Origin of the sequence: Pectobacterium aroidearum (assembly GCF_041228105.1) — a bacterium.
Classification (GTDB): domain Bacteria; phylum Pseudomonadota; class Gammaproteobacteria; order Enterobacterales; family Enterobacteriaceae; genus Pectobacterium; species Pectobacterium aroidearum.
In genome coordinates this window covers 2,656,585-2,674,270 of sequence record NZ_CP166097.1, presented here as the reverse complement: position 1 = coordinate 2,674,270, position 17,686 = coordinate 2,656,585, and the positions used below count along the sequence as shown (strand labels likewise).

At 49.5% G+C, this 17,686-nt stretch carries 17 protein-coding genes; 1 reads left to right on the top strand and 16 read right to left on the bottom strand.

The genetic code is table 11. The features are described from left to right. Positions 1–15 precede the first annotated feature (15 nt). From AB8809_RS12300 to AB8809_RS12255, 10 genes are all read right to left on the bottom strand, one after another. Complete coding sequence (locus tag AB8809_RS12300) at positions 16–315, bottom strand: DUF1161 domain-containing protein (RefSeq protein ID WP_181828530.1); 300 nt, start codon at positions 313–315, stop codon at positions 16–18. Positions 316–418: 103 nt separating this feature from the next. Continuing rightward, a complete protein-coding gene (locus tag AB8809_RS12295; RefSeq protein WP_180776802.1) occupies positions 419–1,036 on the bottom strand; it encodes a hypothetical protein in 618 nt (205 codons plus the stop codon). A 157-nt stretch (positions 1,037–1,193) separates the two neighbouring features. Then, on the bottom strand, positions 1,194–1,544 hold the full coding sequence (locus tag AB8809_RS12290; RefSeq protein WP_180776801.1) for a DUF1283 family protein: 351 nt from the start codon (positions 1,542–1,544) through the stop codon (positions 1,194–1,196). 272 nt (positions 1,545–1,816) lie between these two features. Continuing rightward, a complete protein-coding gene (gene ydfG / locus AB8809_RS12285; protein WP_015840284.1) occupies positions 1,817–2,566 on the bottom strand; it encodes a bifunctional NADP-dependent 3-hydroxy acid dehydrogenase/3-hydroxypropionate dehydrogenase YdfG in 750 nt (249 codons plus the stop codon). A 208-nt stretch (positions 2,567–2,774) separates the two neighbouring features. Then, a complete protein-coding gene (locus AB8809_RS12280; RefSeq protein ID WP_349855944.1) occupies positions 2,775–3,959 on the bottom strand; it encodes a histidinol-phosphate transaminase in 1,185 nt (394 codons plus the stop codon). 300 nt (positions 3,960–4,259) lie between these two features. Beyond that, positions 4,260–5,477, bottom strand: a complete 1,218-nt coding sequence (locus AB8809_RS12275; protein ID WP_349855943.1) for a glycosyl transferase — start codon at positions 5,475–5,477, stop codon at positions 4,260–4,262. Between the two features lie 30 nt (positions 5,478–5,507). Beyond that, the gene (locus tag AB8809_RS12270; RefSeq protein ID WP_349855942.1) at positions 5,508–6,332 is read right to left on the bottom strand and encodes a mannosyl-3-phosphoglycerate phosphatase-related protein; all 825 of its coding nucleotides are present in this window, start codon (positions 6,330–6,332) and stop codon (positions 5,508–5,510) included. Between the two features lie 348 nt (positions 6,333–6,680). Further along, on the bottom strand, positions 6,681–6,941 hold the full coding sequence (locus AB8809_RS12265; RefSeq protein ID WP_015840288.1) for a hypothetical protein: 261 nt from the start codon (positions 6,939–6,941) through the stop codon (positions 6,681–6,683). A gap of 66 nt (positions 6,942–7,007) precedes the next feature. Beyond that, positions 7,008–8,846 (bottom strand): tyrosyl-tRNA deacylase, encoded by a 1,839-nt coding sequence (locus AB8809_RS12260; protein WP_349855941.1) that lies wholly within the window; start codon positions 8,844–8,846, stop codon positions 7,008–7,010. Positions 8,847–8,874: 28 nt separating this feature from the next. Beyond that, entirely contained in the window at positions 8,875–9,765 is an 891-nt protein-coding gene (locus AB8809_RS12255) for a hypothetical protein (RefSeq protein WP_349855940.1), read from the bottom strand. A 225-nt stretch (positions 9,766–9,990) separates the two neighbouring features. Here AB8809_RS12255 and pptA point away from each other — a divergent pair, with 225 nt between their 5' ends. After that, entirely contained in the window at positions 9,991–10,221 is a 231-nt protein-coding gene (gene pptA / locus AB8809_RS12250; RefSeq protein ID WP_015840291.1) for a tautomerase PptA, read from the top strand. Positions 10,222–10,242: 21 nt separating this feature from the next. Here the strand turns inward: pptA and yddG are convergent, their stop codons facing one another. From yddG to AB8809_RS12220, 6 genes are all read right to left on the bottom strand, one after another. Next, positions 10,243–11,154: an aromatic amino acid DMT transporter YddG gene (yddG, locus tag AB8809_RS12245; RefSeq protein WP_181828538.1), complete on the bottom strand. Its 912-nt coding sequence runs from the start codon at positions 11,152–11,154 to the stop codon at positions 10,243–10,245. Positions 11,155–11,452: 298 nt separating this feature from the next. Then, on the bottom strand, positions 11,453–12,949 hold the full coding sequence (locus tag AB8809_RS12240) for an aspartate aminotransferase family protein (RefSeq protein ID WP_181846761.1): 1,497 nt from the start codon (positions 12,947–12,949) through the stop codon (positions 11,453–11,455). 9 nt (positions 12,950–12,958) lie between these two features. Next, positions 12,959–14,344: a diaminobutyrate--2-oxoglutarate transaminase gene (locus tag AB8809_RS12235; protein WP_181828540.1), complete on the bottom strand. Its 1,386-nt coding sequence runs from the start codon at positions 14,342–14,344 to the stop codon at positions 12,959–12,961. Between the two features lie 395 nt (positions 14,345–14,739). Then, entirely contained in the window at positions 14,740–16,035 is a 1,296-nt protein-coding gene (locus AB8809_RS12230) for a glycoside hydrolase family 10 protein (protein WP_349855939.1), read from the bottom strand. A gap of 5 nt (positions 16,036–16,040) precedes the next feature. Beyond that, on the bottom strand, positions 16,041–16,328 hold the full coding sequence (locus tag AB8809_RS12225) for a VF530 family DNA-binding protein (protein WP_181846763.1): 288 nt from the start codon (positions 16,326–16,328) through the stop codon (positions 16,041–16,043). A gap of 305 nt (positions 16,329–16,633) precedes the next feature. After that, positions 16,634–17,584: a hypothetical protein gene (locus AB8809_RS12220; RefSeq protein ID WP_349855938.1), complete on the bottom strand. Its 951-nt coding sequence runs from the start codon at positions 17,582–17,584 to the stop codon at positions 16,634–16,636. Between the last annotated feature and the right edge of the window lie 102 nt (positions 17,585–17,686).

Here is a 17,686-nt window from a genome sequence, read left to right as displayed (position 1 = left end):
ATCCAGAGGAAGAGATTACGGTGTTGTGGTCGGCTGGCCTTCTGCGGGTGCAGATGCATTTCCCGTATTGGCGTCGCCTTCAGCATGGCGAGTGTAAACAATCTTGTGCGAATCATTTTCACAGTGACCCACCACCAGACCACCGGCTTGATTCACCTGATCGTTCGGGACAATATCCAGCGTAAAACCGGATTCTGGCACGCCATTGGCGATGATTTTCTGAGCAATATCTGCTTTCACGCTCTCGCAAGATGCCAGTGCAGCCAATGGAGCGACCAGGAATAACGCGGTACCCAAAATGACGGTTTTTTTCATCTTTTGATCCTTTTCTCTGAAAAAAGTCTCTTTGAGTATATCAAACGATAAAAATAACGCGAAAAAGCCGCGGAATTAGGCCATCAATGATGGCCCAAACCGATTAAACACAAGGCCCGGTGGCGCAGCCGTACATCATAAACAGCGGGAAAAGGACGACAGCCGGAATCATGAGAGGGGCAAGCAGTACCTCTTTGCCAGAGTTATCGCTGCTATTGATGACTACGGGAATAGGCTGCGGCAGACGCCCATTTTGGGTCGGGCTGACCAGTGAGCCTTCTTTCTTACTGAATGTGCCGCTTGCGCTAAAGGTGACTTCACCTTTTCCCATTGTAGTGGGAATGTTCGCCGCGAAGAGTTCGCGTAAATCGACTTTCTGCTCTTTGGTCAATCGGCGAGTATCAATCACGTTTTTATATCTCGCGTAGACCTGACCATTTCGGAGAGAAAAGTCGACCCTCACGCCAAGGATAATGTCTTTGTAATCACGATAAAACGCGTAATAGTCCTGATACTCTTTTTGTGCTCTGGCGTCGGAGAATTTATAAACGTAGGTATCGGACTCGGCAACAATCGTTCCGTTGTTATTGGTGATAGCCGTGATGTTGTCCGTCTCCGGGTACGAGCTTGCGCACGAGCTGACCAGTAGGCACATGATGAACACGCCCCACAGTTTGATGTGAAAAGCGCGTGAAAATAATCGTGCTAAATCCATATTCATCCTGATGCACTCCATTTTCTGGATAAACCCCATGTTGCAACGTTATAGAATGATAATCGTTGAATTGAAAGGGAATGTCATCTTTTGAGAGTAAGGGAATGTGCCGTAATACGAAGGGAAAAGGGGAAAACCCACGCCAGAAGGCGTGGGTGAAGAATCAAGGGGTAACCGGGCGACCAGTACGACGATCGAGACAGCGATCGGTCGTGTTTTCCCAGTAAGCATTGACGTTGTAGCTGGCGTTGCATTTTTCACGCCCATCAATGGCTTTTTCCGTTTTATCGAATTCTTTCTCAACGCGGCTATTCACTTTATTACGCAGTGAGCGGGTTGAGTCCCATTGCTCTTTGCTTTGACGCGCCGCTTCTTTCGACAAGGTGCTGTCGCCGGAGTCGACAATGATATGGCGCGTATCTGCCAGAGCGGCAGGCTGCCAGGCAGCGGAAACGATAACCAGAGAAAGCGGGATGAAGGCCCGAATCAAAGAAGAAAAAGAGTAGTGGTTCATGTTTCACCTTGACAGAACAAATGATAAAAACAAACGCCGATGCCGTAAAACGATAAAGCGCACGGCAAGCGATAGACAACAAAAGGCGACCGGCGTTCCCTGTAACCTTCGCGCGTCGTGCAAAACGAAAGGTTGCCTATAACAAGAAGTATACATCCTTCGCTTCAACGGCACTATAACCATGCAGTATCTGGCAAACGTCTGGCGTGTGAAGCTATAGAAAAGGGCATGAAACCGTGTTCATGCCCTCAATACTGGTGTGCCGAAAATTATTAACCTTCGCGGTGTACACTTAACCCAGCAAAAGACTGGCTGACCGGCATCATTTCCAGCGTGTTGATGTTGACGTGCGCTGGCAGGGTAGCCACCCAGAAAACGGCCTCAGACACATCTTCAGCTGTCAGCGGCGTAGTGTTGTCATAGGTTTTACTGACTTTTTCATCATTGCCTTTGAAGCGTACGGCAGAGAACTCGGTTCCACCGACCAGACCCGGTTCGATATTCGTTACGCGAATTCGGGTGCCAGACAGATCAGCACGCAATCCCAGGCTAAACTGCTGCACGAACGCCTTGCTGGCGCCGTACACGTTACCGCCTGCGTATGGCCAGTTTCCTGCGGTAGAGCCGATGTTAATGACGTGACCGATATTACGTTCCACCATCGCTGGCAGCAGCGCGCGCGTCATGAACACTAGCCCTTTGTTATTGGTATCGATCATATTTTCCCAATCGTCTACCGACGCTTTATGCGCAGGTTCCAGACCCAGCGCCAGTCCAGCGTTGTTCACCAGCACATCAATCGCCCGCCATTCAGCCGGCAGGGCGGCAACGGCTTGTTCAATCGCCTGACGATCGCGCACGTCCAGTTTTACCGTATACAGCGCATCGCCCAGTTCTGCCTTCAGCGCATCCAGACGTTCCTGACGGCGGCCCGTCGCAATCACTTTATGGCCCGCACTAATAAATTTACGCGTAATTGACTCACCAAACCCAGCCGTTGCACCGGTAACAAAAATAATCATGCTCTTATTTCTCCCTGACCGTTTTCATATTCTGCTTGTGCCTGATATCAATATAAATAATGAAAGGCATGGGGTCATTTAGCCGCGCAATTCCCCGCGGGTCAAGCGTTACTCAGGTTTCAACGGTATGGTTCAGGAATAATCACCCCTCAGAAAGAGGGGCGGATGTCTTACCCTTTCGGTGCGACAAGAGCGGTATAACGAAGGATTAAATCCAGTTCTTGTTACGGAATTCGCGCATGGTATCGGCTACCCATTGCATTTCCTGCGGGGTCCCTAATGAGATACGGCACCAGTTATCCGCAGGAGGGAACGCGCGACCAATCAGTACACCTGCATCTGCCATATGCTTTTGGTAATCCTTGAGCGGCACGACTAACTGGTGGAAAACAAAGTTTCCTTCTGACGGTAAGTAAGGCAGCTTCAGGTCATCCAGCGCCTTCAGCAGGATTTGACGCGACACATCATTACTCTTTTTGCTGTAGGTAATGAACGCCGAGTCGTCCAGAGACGCCAATGCTGCATCCACGCCGCTAAAGTTAATTTTCTCACCTGCAACATACCGACCCATTAACGCGATGACTTTAGGATGTGCAACGGCATAGCCAACGCGCATACCGGCCATTGCATGTATTTTAGAGAACGTTTTGAGCAAAATAATGTTCTCTGCGCCCTGGGTAATCATCGGCGAAATAGAACGAAAACGCGGATCGTTGACGAACTCGGCGTAGGCTTCATCGACGATAAACATCGTATTGGCAGGTTTGCTGGCAATCCACGGTTCAATTAAATCCGCCGGCGTAATCGTGCCCGTGGGGTTATTGGGATTGACCAGATAAACGATGGAAGGGCCGCTATAACCGGCAACCGCGGCTTTTAACCCTTCAATATCGAATGCCCAGTTATCGAGCATCTTGACTTTCGTCACCCTGATTCCGGCAATTTTGGCGAAGTGCTCGCCATCGCCGTAGGTTAATTCAGGAATAACCAGTTGTGCATCCAGCGACGCGTAGGCTTCAATCGCCGCCCGGATGCCTTCAGACGATCCAGCCGTCAACAAGACGGAAGATGCTTCAACCTGATGGTGTGCGGCCAGCTTATTGCCAAGCATTAAGATTTCATCCTTTGCATAGCGATTGGCTTTCACGACAGCGTCACGTGCGGCGGCTTGTGCCTTCGGTGACATACCCAGTGGATTTTCGTTGAAATTAATGCGGATCGGGTTATCGGCCGAAGGCGCGGTAAATGCTGCGCTCTCAGGTTGTGTCTCGGCAAAAACGCGAGAACTTAATCCGGTTGTTACCGCAGCCGTCCCCAGCAGGGCGCCAGAAAGTTTTAATAATGCTCTGCGTTTCGGGTTTAACACGTCGCTTTCATTGATTAAAAAATTCATCTAAACACTCTCCTTAGTTACATAATGGCAGGAGAGCTAAAGCATAAATCGCGCCAGTTTTTCTTATCGATTAATCGCTAATTCCTTGTCAGATAGAAGAAATAATATTTTCTTACGACACGATTGCCCGCATGGCGGGAGATTTCACCTTTTCTTTCTCATCCAGTAAAGGTAAAAAAAATTGATTTATTCATTGAGTGATTAATGCAAAAGATATGAGTTACTTATGCAAGGGATCCATCATGACGCATAAAATGATGCATCATGATGCGCTTGCCCTATGAGGTCGCGAGGAAGGCGTTATGTTTCCTGATTGTCGGCTTCTACCGCAGCGTACAGTCGTTCGAGGATATCGGGAAAAGCCGACTGCACGCGGTTCCAGCTAGGGACAAAGGGTTTATCGCCTGGGCTATCACTATAAACATGGCCAGCATGGGTGATCACATCAGAGAAGAGCTCCACAGCGGATTCCTCTTTATGACGATCGAAACTCAGGCCGTTCATGCGCGCGTCATGTTCGAAAGCATCGATCATATCAAGAGCGGTACGATAGTAGGTCGCCCGCAGGACGCGGAAAGAATCCGAGGTGATATTCACGCCGAGAATCGCCAGCTTGCGATACAGCGCTTTGGTGATATCCGCTGCCATGCGCTGTAACCCTGCGTTCGGGTCATCTTCAGACATCGGCTGATGTTTATGGTCGTAGCGATCCGCGATATCTACCTGACAAATACGGCGGGTAGCGGTGCCGCGATGAATTTCTGACAGCACGCCAATTTCCAGCCCCCAATCACTCGGAATACGCAGGTTGTTCAGAATGGTGGTGCGCATCGCAAACTCGCCAGAAAGCGGATAGCGATAACTGCGCATGTAATCCAGATAGTCGGAATTGCCATAAACCTTTTGCAGCGATTTCAGTAACGGATAAACCAGCAGACGTCCCACACGGCCATTCAGTTTTCCTTCAGCGACGCGGGCGTAATAGCCTTTGCAGAAATCATAATTAAAGTGCGGATTCGCTACGGGATAGAGCAGGCGAGCCAGCATTGCCCGATCATACGTGACAACGTCACAGTCATGTAGGGCAACACAGGCTGAACGGCGCGATGCCAACGTATAGCCGACGCAAAACCAGACATTGCGGCCTTTACCGGGCTCCTGTGGTGCCAGCGATTTCTCTGCCAGTTCATCGCTGAGCGCTTTCAGGCGTGGGCCATCGTTCCACAGAATACGGTGCCGGTGTGGCAGGCGAGAGAAAAACTGTCGTGCGTAAAGAAATTGCTCCCGATCGGCGCGATCCAACCCAATCACAATTTCACCAAGGTAAGAAACCTGAGAGAGCTGGTCGATAATGTGGCTCAGCGCGGGACCTTCCAGCTCAGAATACAGCGAAGGCAGAATCAACCCCATGCTGCTTTGTCCGGAAAATACCTGAAGTTCATACTCCAGCTCTTCCGTCTTTCTCTGGGTGAGATTGTGAAAATTGGTAATGATGCCATCTTGATAAAATTCGCTCATCACATGCTCCCATACCATCTTGCGGCTGTTTTATGCCGAGAAATGACCCTTGCCGATAAAATGTGCCAGTCCTTCACTCCAGCCCTGAGGCCCTGGCGCTTGCGTGTAATAGTGCTTTCCGCTATGCGATTCCGGCAGGGTAACAATCTGATTTCCCTTACCTTTAATTAACACGGCGTAGTCCATCGCACATAGCAGGGATACATCGTTCGGACCATCTCCCAGACCAAGCGTTTTGATATCAGTACCGTACTTCTCGGTATACTGTTTTTTTATCCAGTTAACCATAAATCCCTTACTCGTTTGGGCGCTCATGACGTGATAGAAGCGCCCCCCTTGTGTCAGAGCCAGACCGGCCTCTGCCAGTAACTGGCTGAAACGCGATAGCGCAGTGGGATCATCCAGCCACACCAGCGGTTCAGATCCTTCACGCTGTTGCGCTCGTTGGGCATCTTGCTCGTTTAACCCTGTCACTTCTGCTATCTCCGCGCTGCTCATATCGCCAAAGCCTTTGAAGCGAAAACCGGACGTGCGCAACTGCGCTAACTGAGTACGGATGACGGAATATTTCACGCCGCTCCTCTTGCGTGGGTAATCGGGATGCGTTTGCCATGTCGGAGGGAGTACGGCAATAGCGCCGTTTTCCGCAATATAGGGATAATGATCCAGCCCGAGCGCCTGCCGTAAGGGGGCAACTTCGGCCGCCGTTTTACTGGTGGTGATAATCAGTGGAATTGCCTCGTTTGCCAGTCGCGTCAGCCACGGCTGCGCGGCGTCCCACCGATAAGTCTCATGATCGAGCAACGATCCGTCGAGATCGCTGAAAATAATCAGCTTCGTGTTACACGTTTGCATGGGTTCTCCATGTTTTATCGTGGATAAACTGAGTGTCACGATGGACGATTAACGTTAGTCAGAAAGGGCGCGTGTTTGTCAGTGAGGTGTTGTATTCGTGGTGGCAATGACTGTGATCATCATCACATTTTAAGCGTAGGCGACGATTTGTATCTTCACCAATAACATAATGATCTCGCTACTTTCCTGTTCGCGATGAAAACGAGCGGACGCTGCTTTTATCCTGAAACGTTTTACGCCAGTCGGTCGGGCTAACGCTAAAACGCGGTTTGAACGGCTAACTGAAATACCTGCCTCAGGATGAGGCAGGTATAAGGGCAATGGTTTTGCATCTTCACATTCGCCTAACTACCAACCCTGAATACCCATTTGTTGGGCGGCAGCATGAATCGCATTGTAATGAGCCTGCGTCATTTCCGACTGAAGATTAGGTTTGCCTCTATCTGCAGTACGAAATTCATCTCGTGAGCCTCTCAACAGACTCTGCCCGTGGCCATCGGGAGAGCCTGTACCTTGCGTGTGTTTTTCGTGTGAAGCTCGCGCCGAATTACTTCCCGCAGCGATGAGGATCGCGCGAGCCCGGTTGTAGTCATTATCGCTAATTGCCATTGATGAACTCCTTCATATTGATATAGATACCGTGTGGACGTACCGTTATCTATCCACTCGGTTGATTTACGCTTTCGACTGTATGCGATCGCGATACCGGTTTAGTTCTTCCAGCTTGGCCGATGCGGCCTGCTTACGTTTAAAGGCGATGTCCTCGATCTTGCTTGCCGAGGTACTGAGATAGGATTTAAGCTCATCACCCGTCAGGTATGTGCCGCTCAATTTATTCAGCTTGCTCCAACCGTCTTTAAAGTTATCCACAAACTTGGCTGACACGATGCCAACGGCCTGCCATTCAGCCGTTTGAGTGATGAAGAAATCATTTGTGTTCCGTTTGATGCGCTTAGTGAAACTTTTCGTCGGTTGATTCCGATCGAGCGCTTTCTGGAGCAGATCTGACTGCTCGGTCGAACTGTCTACGACGCTCTGCATGAAATTCGCAAACGTTTTGAAGAAAAAAGAGATTTCGACAATAATTTCACGCATCCGCTTCAGCGCTTTGAGGCTCAGTCCCAGAGACTGGATCGCCAGTTGAATGGTTTCTTCTTCGGTTCGTTGTCCCTTTAGCAAGGCGTTGATTTTTACCAGCTCTGCCGCTTGGGTACGTTTCTCTTTTTCATAAGCCTCGACCTTTTCCAGCATTTTCATCTGCATGTCGCGGAGACCCGTCGCCTGTTTTTCTTGTTTCTCTGCCATTTTCCCCATGTTATCGCCAAGGGATTCCAGCGCGGCATTTAAGGCTTTCAGCGCGGTTTCTGCCGCCGAAATCTTGCTGACCTTTTCTTTGATTTCTGCACTGTTGTCTTTGATTCTATTATCGAGAGATTCCAGCTGTACCGCTTTCGCGTCTGCATCGATCTGTGCGTCCTCTTCAATTTTTTCCTTTTCGGCCGTCAGCTCCTGATTCTTCTTCTCCAGCTCAGCTTTTTCACGCTCAGCGGTCGTTTTTTCTGTACGTTTGTCAGCAATTTTTCCCTTAGTTTCTATTGCCTTCGCTGTTGTGTCGTTATCTTCTGTCGCAGTTTCCGCATTGATCAACTGCCGTGCCGTAGAGTTGACTGAGGCGGCAACCAGCGATGCGCCTCCCGTGGCGACCCCTGTGATGCCAGCGGTAATTGCCGGAACCATGGATGAAATCATCTGTGCGCCGACGCTCACGATAGACATGATAAAAGCGCGGTCCTCGGCCGTTTCTGCTTGCGATTTATATTCGTTCGCCATTTTTTCATACTTGGCGATATCGTTTTGCAGGTCTTGTACCAGGCTGTCCAGTTTTTCGCGTTGTGCGTTGTTCTCAGCAATTTCTTTTTCTATCTTTTCCTTATTTTTCAAACGCGCAGATAGCGCCAGCTCTCCCTGCTGTGTCGTCTTGGTGGTATCGTCAATAATGCTATCGTAGGTATTCGCGATCTTTGTCAAATCGGCACTGACCCGCTCAGCCCGTTTCTTGATTTCTTTGGCCAGATCCACTAAATCCTCGCCAATGAAATCTTGCAGGTCCTGAGGATCATTGCTGTCACGGGCCTCCACCCAGTCACCGAACAGGGAGCGTAATAATTTGAGAATCCGTTCAGCATCCGTCGACGCGTCGCGCATTTTCTGTTCGCTTTCCTGCTGAGCCGCAATCAGGCGACTCATCAACTTATCAATCTCAACCCTGATCTTTCCTTCTTCCTGGGGCGTTGTGTTGTAGGCGATATAAAGCAAATCGATAGCGTTATCGGTGTCTTCTTTGGATCGGGAAACGTCATAGGTGCCCTCAATCCTCCTGATGTAATCCTCAACCAGAGGGTGGTTAACATCAGGCAACGCCACATTATTACTGTCCAGAATTTCCTCGACTTGGGCATCAATACGTTTATTGACATCGAACTCGATACTGATGATTTTATTTTCAGCAGCCATGTTTCTCTCCTCAGATTCAGCAAAAAGGTTAGTTTGTGCAGATACGCTCGCCATCCGGAAGTTGCAGGCCGTTTATGTCGAGCAATTCTTGAGACTTAAGCAGTAAAACATTCAACGATTCAGATTCTTGGTGCAGGCGATTCACAATAAACCGCCGGTCTGAGGCCGGGTCGAGACCGTTAAGTTCCGCAATAGAGTCGGTAAACCTGGCGAGTAGGGTGGCGTTATCCTGTTTGAGTTTTCTGATCTCGGCTAATGAGACTTTGAGCATGCCGATCTTGTTTTCGACTGCCGCAATATCAGCGCTGTTTTGCTCAGACTTCGTCTGGTTTTCATGTAATCGTGCTTCAGCCTGATTATTTTCATTGCGTGCTGCCTCGTACCGTTCTTTGGCTGCAGAGGCCCGAATGTCGATTTCTCTCCTTGCGCCGTCCAGCCGGCGCAAATCCCCGTTCAGGCCCGTAATTTCTCCGGCAAAATCACACATGAAATCCAAAAAACCAAACTGACGTTTGCAATTGTTAAGTGCAGCCTCTCTGGCATTAATTTGATGCTTGATTTCCTGCATCTTGTTTTCCAGATCATGCCGTTCCCTCGATGCCATTTCGAAACGGTTGGAAAACTCCTTAGCGGCAAATGCTGCACGCTCTAACTCGGTAGCTAATTTCTGTTTCTGGGCGTGCAGTTCACCCGCCGTTTCCTGTAATCCATTACTATTAGTCTGAAATTCTGCTTCCTTGTCGGTGTAGCACTGTCCTTTGATGGCGAGAGTTGCATCAATACGCTGCGCGTTAGTAATCTGCGCATTGAATGCTTCAATTTCGGATGGCGTCAGCGTTTGAGTTGCAGCGGACAGAGAAAGGGATGTAGTAAAAGATATGGCGAGAAAAGCAGCCCAAAGATAGTTCAAACACCGCATGTTGGATTCTCCCTATTGATGTTACCCGTGAGGGGGCGTCATTCTACGGGCTACGGTAACAATAGGGCGCAATGCTGCCTATACGGCATTTAGCCGGTGGTTTGGCGAATGTCGTACGCGTTGGAGGTAATATCTGAGAACATGATGTTATTTGTGCGCGGTGCCGTCTTCATACACAATGACTAGCTTATCAACGTGCTGTTGCATCACTGAAAAGGACTACCTATGCCACATATTGATGTCAAACACTTCCCAAGAAACCTGTCTGAAGAAGAGAAGAAAGTCATTGCTGAAGATCTTGCTGCGGTTCTGAAGAAGCACTTCGGTTCTTCTGACGATTCGCTTTCTGTCGCGTTCAACGAAATTCAGCCCGATCGCTGGAAGGATGAGGTTTACGATCCGATCATCAAACCGCATTTGGATACGTTGGCGAAAAAACCGGGATACTCATATTAATTCGCCTCGCATCCTGACATGTTAGTTTGCCTGCTCCGAGACTTTTTTTAATGTAGCGGAGCGGGTTGACCACCAACACAGTAGCGATCCCAGACTAACCATCGCCGCGCCTTGCCAAAAGGCAACGGTTAACGTCGAGTTAAGAATAAATGCCGCAAGCGCTGCGGAAATGACGGGAATGAAATAAGACGCGGTCGCCAGAACGGTGACGTTGCCGTGAAGAATACCCACGTTCCACGCGGCGTAACCAAAAGCCATGGCGCCGGCGGCAAGAAACAGGCTGATGATAACGGGCGTGCTGATAATAAACGCAGGTTGAGGGGCAAGCAGATAGTTAACCCACAGCGTTAACGCCGTTAGCATAAAGAAGAGGGTAATACCGTTCGCGCCATTAGCGATTTTCTTGGTCACCGCGCAGTAAATCGCCCAGATAATCGCGCCGCCAAAAGCCAGCCCATAACTTAATGGATTGCTATACAGGTTAGCAATAATGCTGCTTAAGGATAATCCTTCATCACCGCCTAATACCCAGCCAATCCCCGTGATAGCCAGTAATATACCGGGGATAATCACCAGGCTGGTTTTTTGCCGATTGACCAATACGGATAACAAGATTGTCAGGCTGGGCCAGAGGTAGTTAACCATGCCGACTTCTATTGCCTGAGTGCTGTTGTTGGCATAGCCAAGAGATAAGGAGAGACACAGTTCGTAGCAGACAAACAGAACGCTGCCGATGATGAGATAAGACCTCGGAAAGGTGTTAATTTTAGGAAAGCCCACCGTAATGAATAACATCACCGAGCTTAACGTATAGACCATCGCCGCACCGCCAACCGCGCCGAATCCTTCACTCACACTCCGAATTAGCCCGACGATAGTGCTCCAAAGCACGACCGCGATTAACCCGATTAGCGTTGCTTTTTGTGATGTCATGTCTTCATCTATCCCAGAATTTCTATTTATTCCGTAGCCACGGCATCAGGCGCTTGCGAAATAATACGGCCAGAAAACCCAATATGATGAAGTATGAGACGGTATGGGTTCAACTACTCTGATGAGAAACATCGTGTCATCACGCATCCCCGCTTGACGGTGGGCAATAAAAACATCAGGAGCGTTTTTCAACGTTGTGCAGCAACGGCCTGTAGGGGGGCGAGCAGGAAGCTCATCATAAAAAAGCCGATAACCTGTTATTGTTATCGGCTTTTCACGATGCGGTGAAGCAGGGGGATTACGCAGTCAACAGCGGCTGTGCGGTGCTTTCAACCAGCGCCAGCAGAACTTTAACATCGTCCAGACTAACGGTTGGGTTCAGTAACGTCAGCTTCAGACAAGTAACGCCATTAAACTCGGTTACCCCTACGTTGGCGCGGCCCGATTCCAACAGAGCATCGCCAATGCGCTGGTTAAGCAATGCGATAGTCGCATCATTCGCTGTCGCCAGCTGTTGCGGACGGAAACGGAACAATACGCTCGCCAGCTGTGGCTGCATCACCAACTCCAGCGAAGCGTGTTCAGCGACATACTGTGCAACCTGCTGCGCCAGCGTGACGCCATGATCGATGATCGCGGCGTACTGCTGTTGGCCTAACGCTTCCAGACCCATCCACAGTTTCAGCGCATCAAAACGACGCGTCGTCTGTAGTGATTTCGACACCAGGTTAGGAACGCCCTGTGCTTCATCAAACTCAGAGTTCAGATAAGCCGCCTGATAGCGCATCAGCTCATAATGGCGAGCTTCTTTCAGCAAGAATGCGCCACAGCTGATGGTTTGGAAGAACTGCTTGTGGAAATCCAACGTAATGGAATCCACCAGTTCAATGCCATCCAGATAATCGCGATACTTCTCGGACAGCAGCAGTGCGCCGCCCCAGGCTGCATCGACGTGAACCCAAATCTGATGTTCCGCAGCCAGTGTCGCAATCGCCCGCAGAGGATCGATCGCCCCCGCATCCGTGGTTCCTGCCGTTGCGACAATCGCCAGAATCTGCTCGCCGTTAGCCTTGGCCTGCGCCACTTTCTCTGCTAAATCGTTCAGATCCATCCGCGCGAAGCGATCGGTTTTCACCAGCGTCACGCATTGATAACCCAGCCCCAGTAAAGCCATGTTCTTTTGCACCGAGAAATGGGCATTTTCAGAACAGAACACTTTAATTTTCTTCAGGTTACCAACTAATCCATCTTGCTGGATTGAATGTCCCTGACGGGCAAAGAAAGCATCACGCGCCAGCATCAGCCCCATCAGGTTACTCTGGGTGCCGCCGCTAGTGAATACGCCAGCGTCGCCAGATTGATAGCCAACCTGAGTACGCAGCCATTCAATCAGCTTCATCTCAATGATGGTCGCTGACGGGCTTTGATCCCAAGAGTCCATGCTCTGGTTCGTGGCATTAATCAAGACTTCAGCCGCCTGGCTGACCACCAGACTCGGGCAGTGCAGATGAGCGACGCACTGTGGGTGATGCACCGACAGGCTGTCTTTCAAAAAGTACTCAATTGCACGCTCAATAGCGGCCTGGTTGCCCAGGCCCTGAGGATTAAAATCCAGCGTGATGCGTTCACGCAGTTCAGCAACGGTTTTTCCCTGATACATCTCAGGCTGTTGCAGCCACTGCATAACGGCTTGGCTACTCTGCGTAATCGCTTCCTGATAGGCTTCGATACTCTGCGCAGAAGAGGCCAAAATCGGGTTAACTGCTGTTTCTACTAATTGGGACATCGTGGTCATTCGCTCCACTCAGACTGGCTTCACGCCAGCAGACAGCAGGGCGTTTTCAAATTTATCCAGGAAGATTTCCAATTCAGCATTGCTGATCAGCAGGGAAGGCAGCAGACGCAGAACGCAGCCGTTACGGCCACCGCGCTCCAGAATCAGGCCTGATTCAAAGCATTTTTTCTGCAACAGGGCAGATAGTTCGCCGTCAGCCGGGTAGCAACCCATGTGATCCTGCGCTTCGCCAGGTTTAACAATCTCAATCCCGATCATTAATCCCAGACCGCGAATATGACCGATCACCGGATAACGTTTTTGCAGCTCAGCCAGTTTGGCTTTCAGCCATTCACCTTGCTCGGCGACTTTGTTTGCCACCTGATTATCTTTCAGGTGCTTCAGCGTCGTCAGGCCGGTTGCCATCGCCAGTTGGTTACCACGGAAGGTCCCCGTGTGGTGACCCGGTGCCCAGGCATCGAACTGCTTCTTGATACCCAGTACGGCTAATGGCAAACCGCCACCAACGGCTTTGGACATCACGATGATATCTGGCTCAATGCCGGCGTGTTCAAAGGCGAAGAATTTACCGGTACGAGCAAAGCCCGCCTGAACTTCGTCGATGATCAGCAGAATACCGTGTTCCTGCGTCACTTTACGGATACGCTGTAACCACTCGGCAGGTGCCGGGTTAACGCCGCCTTCACCCTGAACGGCTTCCAGAATGACAGCCGCCGGTTTGCGTACGCCACTCTCAACGTCGTTGATCAGGTTTTCGAAATAGTAGGTTAATGCTTTAACGCCAGCTTCACCGCCAATGCCCAGCGGGCAGCGGTATTGATGCGGGTAAGGCATAAACTGGACTTCAGGCATCATGCCGTCGACGGCTTCTTTCGGAGACAGGTTACCGGTTACGGACAGCGCGCCATGCGTCATGCCGTGATAGCCGCCGGAGAAGCTGATCACACCAGAACGGCCAGTGTATTTTTTTGCCAGTTTCAGCGCGGCTTCAACCGCATCGGCGCCAGACGGGCCCGTAAACTGGAGGCAGTACTCTTTGCCTTGGCCAGGCAATAAGGAAAGCAGGTATTCGGAGAACTGATCTTTCAACGGCGTTGTCAGATCAAGTGTATGTAACGGCAAGCCGCTAGTAATGACACTTTGGATGCTTTGCAGCACGTCAGGATGGTTGTGTCCCAGCGCGAGCGTACCCGCACCCGCCAGACAATCAAGATATTGATTATTCTCAACATCAGTGATCCACACGCCTTCAGCTTTCGCAATTGCCAGAGGCAATTTGCGTGGATAACTCCTCACGTTCGATTCAAATTCAGCTTGTCTTGCCAAATAGGTTTCATTGTTTCCGGTTAATGAATTCGCACCTAAACTGTCAATACGGACTTTATCCGTCATCATATCTCTCCTACAACCGTGTGCTCGCAGGCAACCACAGTTGAATAAATGAATTAAACACGTAACTGCTATAAGAAAAACGCGGCCAATATAGGTTTTTTCAGTCACCGACTCAATAATTTATTTCGTTTCGAAACTTTTATTTTTTTACATAAAAATCAATTGGTTGATTGCATTACTGCGAATTATGATGCCATGGGTATCTTACATGCTTATTAAATAAGCAAAAAAAATCCTCCAACAGCAGGATTCCTGAACCGAAAACGTGGCAACAACAGAGGAAAACAGCACGTTTAGCTAGCGCGTTCAGGGGGGAACCACACGTTTGGGAGAGGGGATTTCAGGCGTGAGCCAGCATCAAAGGAAAGTGCAGAGGTTTTGGCAACCTCCACAACTCGTTAAATAGGATTCCAACGGTTCCTGAGGTAATTCACGGCTTCCTGCGTCTGTGGTTGATTGAGATAGTTTTCTCTGAACAGAATCGTACCGTTAATATTTGGCATAGACTCGTTCAAATCGAGCTGCTTTTTCAGTTCCGGCACGCCGCCATTGATCGTCCAGTCTGGCTCACTCTTTGACGGTTCACCCACTTTATACAGTGCAATGCCAATATAGAGGCGTGTGTTCGTAGGCTTCACCACATCCGCCCACCATTTTGCCAATACATCGTAGCGAGCCGCGTCGCGCGCGAACGGCCAGTATAGCTGCGGTGCAATGTAATCCAGCAGCCCTTGCTGTACCCACAGACGGGTATCGGCATACGCTTCATCATAGGCGGCTGCCCCTCGCGTGTCGGAACCCGCCGTATCGTGTGATCGGTTGCGCCATACGCCAGCGGGGCTAACGCCGAATTCAACATCAGGTTTCAACTGCTTGATGGTGTGGGAAACCTGCTCAATCAACTGCTGAGTATTGTGCCGCCGCCAGTCCGCTTTTGAGATAAACCCTTGACCATACTTTTTAAAGCTCTCGCTATCGTTAAGAACGGAGCTGGATGATTCCGCATAGAAGTAATCATCGAATTGCACACCGTCAATAGCGTAACGGGCAACGACTTCGGCCACGATACTGGTGATCCAGCTTCGTGCTTCCGGGATACCAGGGTCGAGCACAAAGCGATCGCCTGCTGTACGGATCCAGTCTCGATGCAAGACAAATACGCTGGCCGGATTCTGCGACAGCGTGCGATTTAATTCCGTCACGGTTGCAGCTTTGGTGTTAACGGAGACGCGATAGGGATTAAACCAGGCATGAACTTTCATACCGCGCTTGTGCGATTCATCCAGCATGAACTGGAGCGGATCGTAGCCAGGATCTTCACCAATATGGCCTGTCAGCATATCTGACCAGGGCAATATTTTAGAGGGCCAGAGCGCGGTGCCATCAGGCTTAACCTGGAAAAAGACGGTATTGATACCGAGGCTTTTCAACTTATCCAGCTTACCTTTCAGCGCTTCCTGCTGCTGAGTAATACGGAGAGCGGGACTACTGGCATTGACGGATGCCACTGGCGGCCAATCGAGGCGGGAGACCGTTGCCAGCCAAACCCCGCGCATCGGTTCCTGACTTTGCTGCGGTTTCGTCGGGAGCGGTTGTTGAACAGGGGGAAGCGGGGTAACCAGCGAGCTCGGTGGTTTCGACGCGCAACTGATAAGTAGAAGCGCAGCAGCAATCAGTACGACTGGCTTTTTCACGTTAATTAGCTCTTATTTCTGCGGCTATTGGCCCAGGGGTCAACGACGCTATCATCTGGTTTTACGGTAGAGTTTCCATCCAGAGAATCAAGATACAGCGCTTCAACTTCAGCGCGAGCCCAGGGCGTCCGACGCAAGAACTTTAAGCTGGACTTGACGCTCGGATCGTTTTTAAAGCAATTGATGTTGACCAACTTGCCCAGTTGAACCCAACCAAAACGCGCAACCAGCGCATTAACTTGCATTTCAAGCGTTACGCCATGCAAAGGATCTTTAGAAGTATGAGCGGTCATGTAGTCGAAGTCCGGTAGTTTCAGATGTTGTGTTCAGAATTGGGCTGTTAACAAGGGAAGGGTACAAGAAAGCAGGGCGAGCGACAATGTTATGCGGAAATGACATTTAAATCGGTGTTGGTACAAATGCAGGCTCATCATTTTCCATCCTGCACGATGTTTACTCATCCATGAGTATGACTTACTAGCCATATCTCAATAAGTTCATAAGTTGCAGATATGAATCATAAATATCATTACTATTTCAAGTTGCCAGGGCCATATTCACACAAATATGGCCCTGATTACATTGTGATTTGTAAATTCTAACCCTTATTTATTGGGCAATTCCACTCTGTTGTATTATCTGGCATAAACACCATCAGGCACCCTGGACGAGGCGGTTTATTGTCCGGGGTGGGTGGCAATCTTTCTGTCGGTTGAGGTTTTTTTGGTACTGATTTAATGTCCTTTGAACATTCCGCCGCACTTATTTTGTAACCATCATAGGCCGTTTTAATTCGTTGTATGGCGGATGCCATCTTTTGCGGATCATTCGGGGCGGGGTCGTGAGCAAACCTAATTTGCTCACTCCACCATTCATGTGCTCTAAATCCTACCATTAGGCAAGAGCTATAGGGCTGAATGACATCCTGAGTTAAAAAGCGTTTTCCCTCACCCGCTATATATCCGAATTGTCGTCCATAATTTGGGACATCGTAGCCAGCCAAATTGCCTTTTTGCTGGGCGCTTTCAATAGTTTTAGCCACCTTATTGAGATAATTTTTTGCTATATCAATGCGTTCCGCATTAGACATGTTAGCGAAATCATGCGGCGGATATGTCAAGTCATTTGGATAGAAATATACCCAGTAATCGCTGTTGATCTGAACACTCTGGCGATCAAATAAGGTGGCCAGACAGGCGCTTTGGGAGATTTTCATGCCTGTCCGATCATCATTGATTTCAATGAAGCAGTTATGACCAGCGGCTACATATTCAGCAGGAATGCTAGCATTATCAGGGATATGGAATTTGATGGTTAAAAATCGGTTATGCTCAATAGTCTTTTCTTGAAATTGCTCTGAGTATTTATCAAGACCGGGCAGTAAATGGCGGATGGCGGGTAGCAATCGATTGATATCAGGATCATCGGTTGTTATTGAGAACGTTGGGGCTGGAGCCTTTTCTGGTTCAAGTTGAACACTGTTTTCTTGTTCATCGCCACACCCAGCTAACATCAGCACCATAGGGATAGCAAATCTTAGTTTGTGCATAGCCAATATCCTTATCTAAAATCAGCACCATAGGGATAGCAAATCTTAGTTTGTGCATAGCCAATATCCTTATCTAAATAAAAAAGACGTCAAAAATCCCAG

What these genes read in the sequence shown, in the direction of transcription:
- AB8809_RS12300 (WP_181828530.1), bottom strand. Translation starts at nt 315, where the DNA reads ATGAAAAAAACCGTCATTTTGGGTACCGCGTTATTCCTGGTCGCTCCA.
- AB8809_RS12295 (WP_180776802.1), bottom strand. Translation starts at nt 1,036, where the DNA reads ATGAATATGGATTTAGCACGATTATTTTCACGCGCTTTTCACATCAAA.
- AB8809_RS12290 (WP_180776801.1), bottom strand. Translation starts at nt 1,544, where the DNA reads ATGAACCACTACTCTTTTTCTTCTTTGATTCGGGCCTTCATCCCGCTT.
- ydfG (WP_015840284.1), bottom strand. Translation starts at nt 2,566, where the DNA reads ATGATTATTTTTGTTACCGGTGCAACGGCTGGGTTTGGTGAGTCAATT.
- AB8809_RS12280 (WP_349855944.1), bottom strand. Translation starts at nt 3,959, where the DNA reads ATGAATTTTTTAATCAATGAAAGCGACGTGTTAAACCCGAAACGCAGA.
- AB8809_RS12275 (WP_349855943.1), bottom strand. Translation starts at nt 5,477, where the DNA reads ATGAGCGAATTTTATCAAGATGGCATCATTACCAATTTTCACAATCTC.
- AB8809_RS12270 (WP_349855942.1), bottom strand. Translation starts at nt 6,332, where the DNA reads ATGCAAACGTGTAACACGAAGCTGATTATTTTCAGCGATCTCGACGGA.
- AB8809_RS12265 (WP_015840288.1), bottom strand. Translation starts at nt 6,941, where the DNA reads ATGGCAATTAGCGATAATGACTACAACCGGGCTCGCGCGATCCTCATC.
- AB8809_RS12260 (WP_349855941.1), bottom strand. Translation starts at nt 8,846, where the DNA reads ATGGCTGCTGAAAATAAAATCATCAGTATCGAGTTCGATGTCAATAAA.
- AB8809_RS12255 (WP_349855940.1), bottom strand. Translation starts at nt 9,765, where the DNA reads ATGCGGTGTTTGAACTATCTTTGGGCTGCTTTTCTCGCCATATCTTTT.
- pptA (WP_015840291.1), top strand. Translation starts at nt 9,991, where the DNA reads ATGCCACATATTGATGTCAAACACTTCCCAAGAAACCTGTCTGAAGAA.
- yddG (WP_181828538.1), bottom strand. Translation starts at nt 11,154, where the DNA reads ATGACATCACAAAAAGCAACGCTAATCGGGTTAATCGCGGTCGTGCTT.
- AB8809_RS12240 (WP_181846761.1), bottom strand. Translation starts at nt 12,949, where the DNA reads ATGACCACGATGTCCCAATTAGTAGAAACAGCAGTTAACCCGATTTTG.
- AB8809_RS12235 (WP_181828540.1), bottom strand. Translation starts at nt 14,344, where the DNA reads ATGATGACGGATAAAGTCCGTATTGACAGTTTAGGTGCGAATTCATTA.
- AB8809_RS12225 (WP_181846763.1), bottom strand. Translation starts at nt 16,328, where the DNA reads ATGACCGCTCATACTTCTAAAGATCCTTTGCATGGCGTAACGCTTGAA.
- AB8809_RS12220 (WP_349855938.1), bottom strand. Translation starts at nt 17,584, where the DNA reads ATGCACAAACTAAGATTTGCTATCCCTATGGTGCTGATGTTAGCTGGG.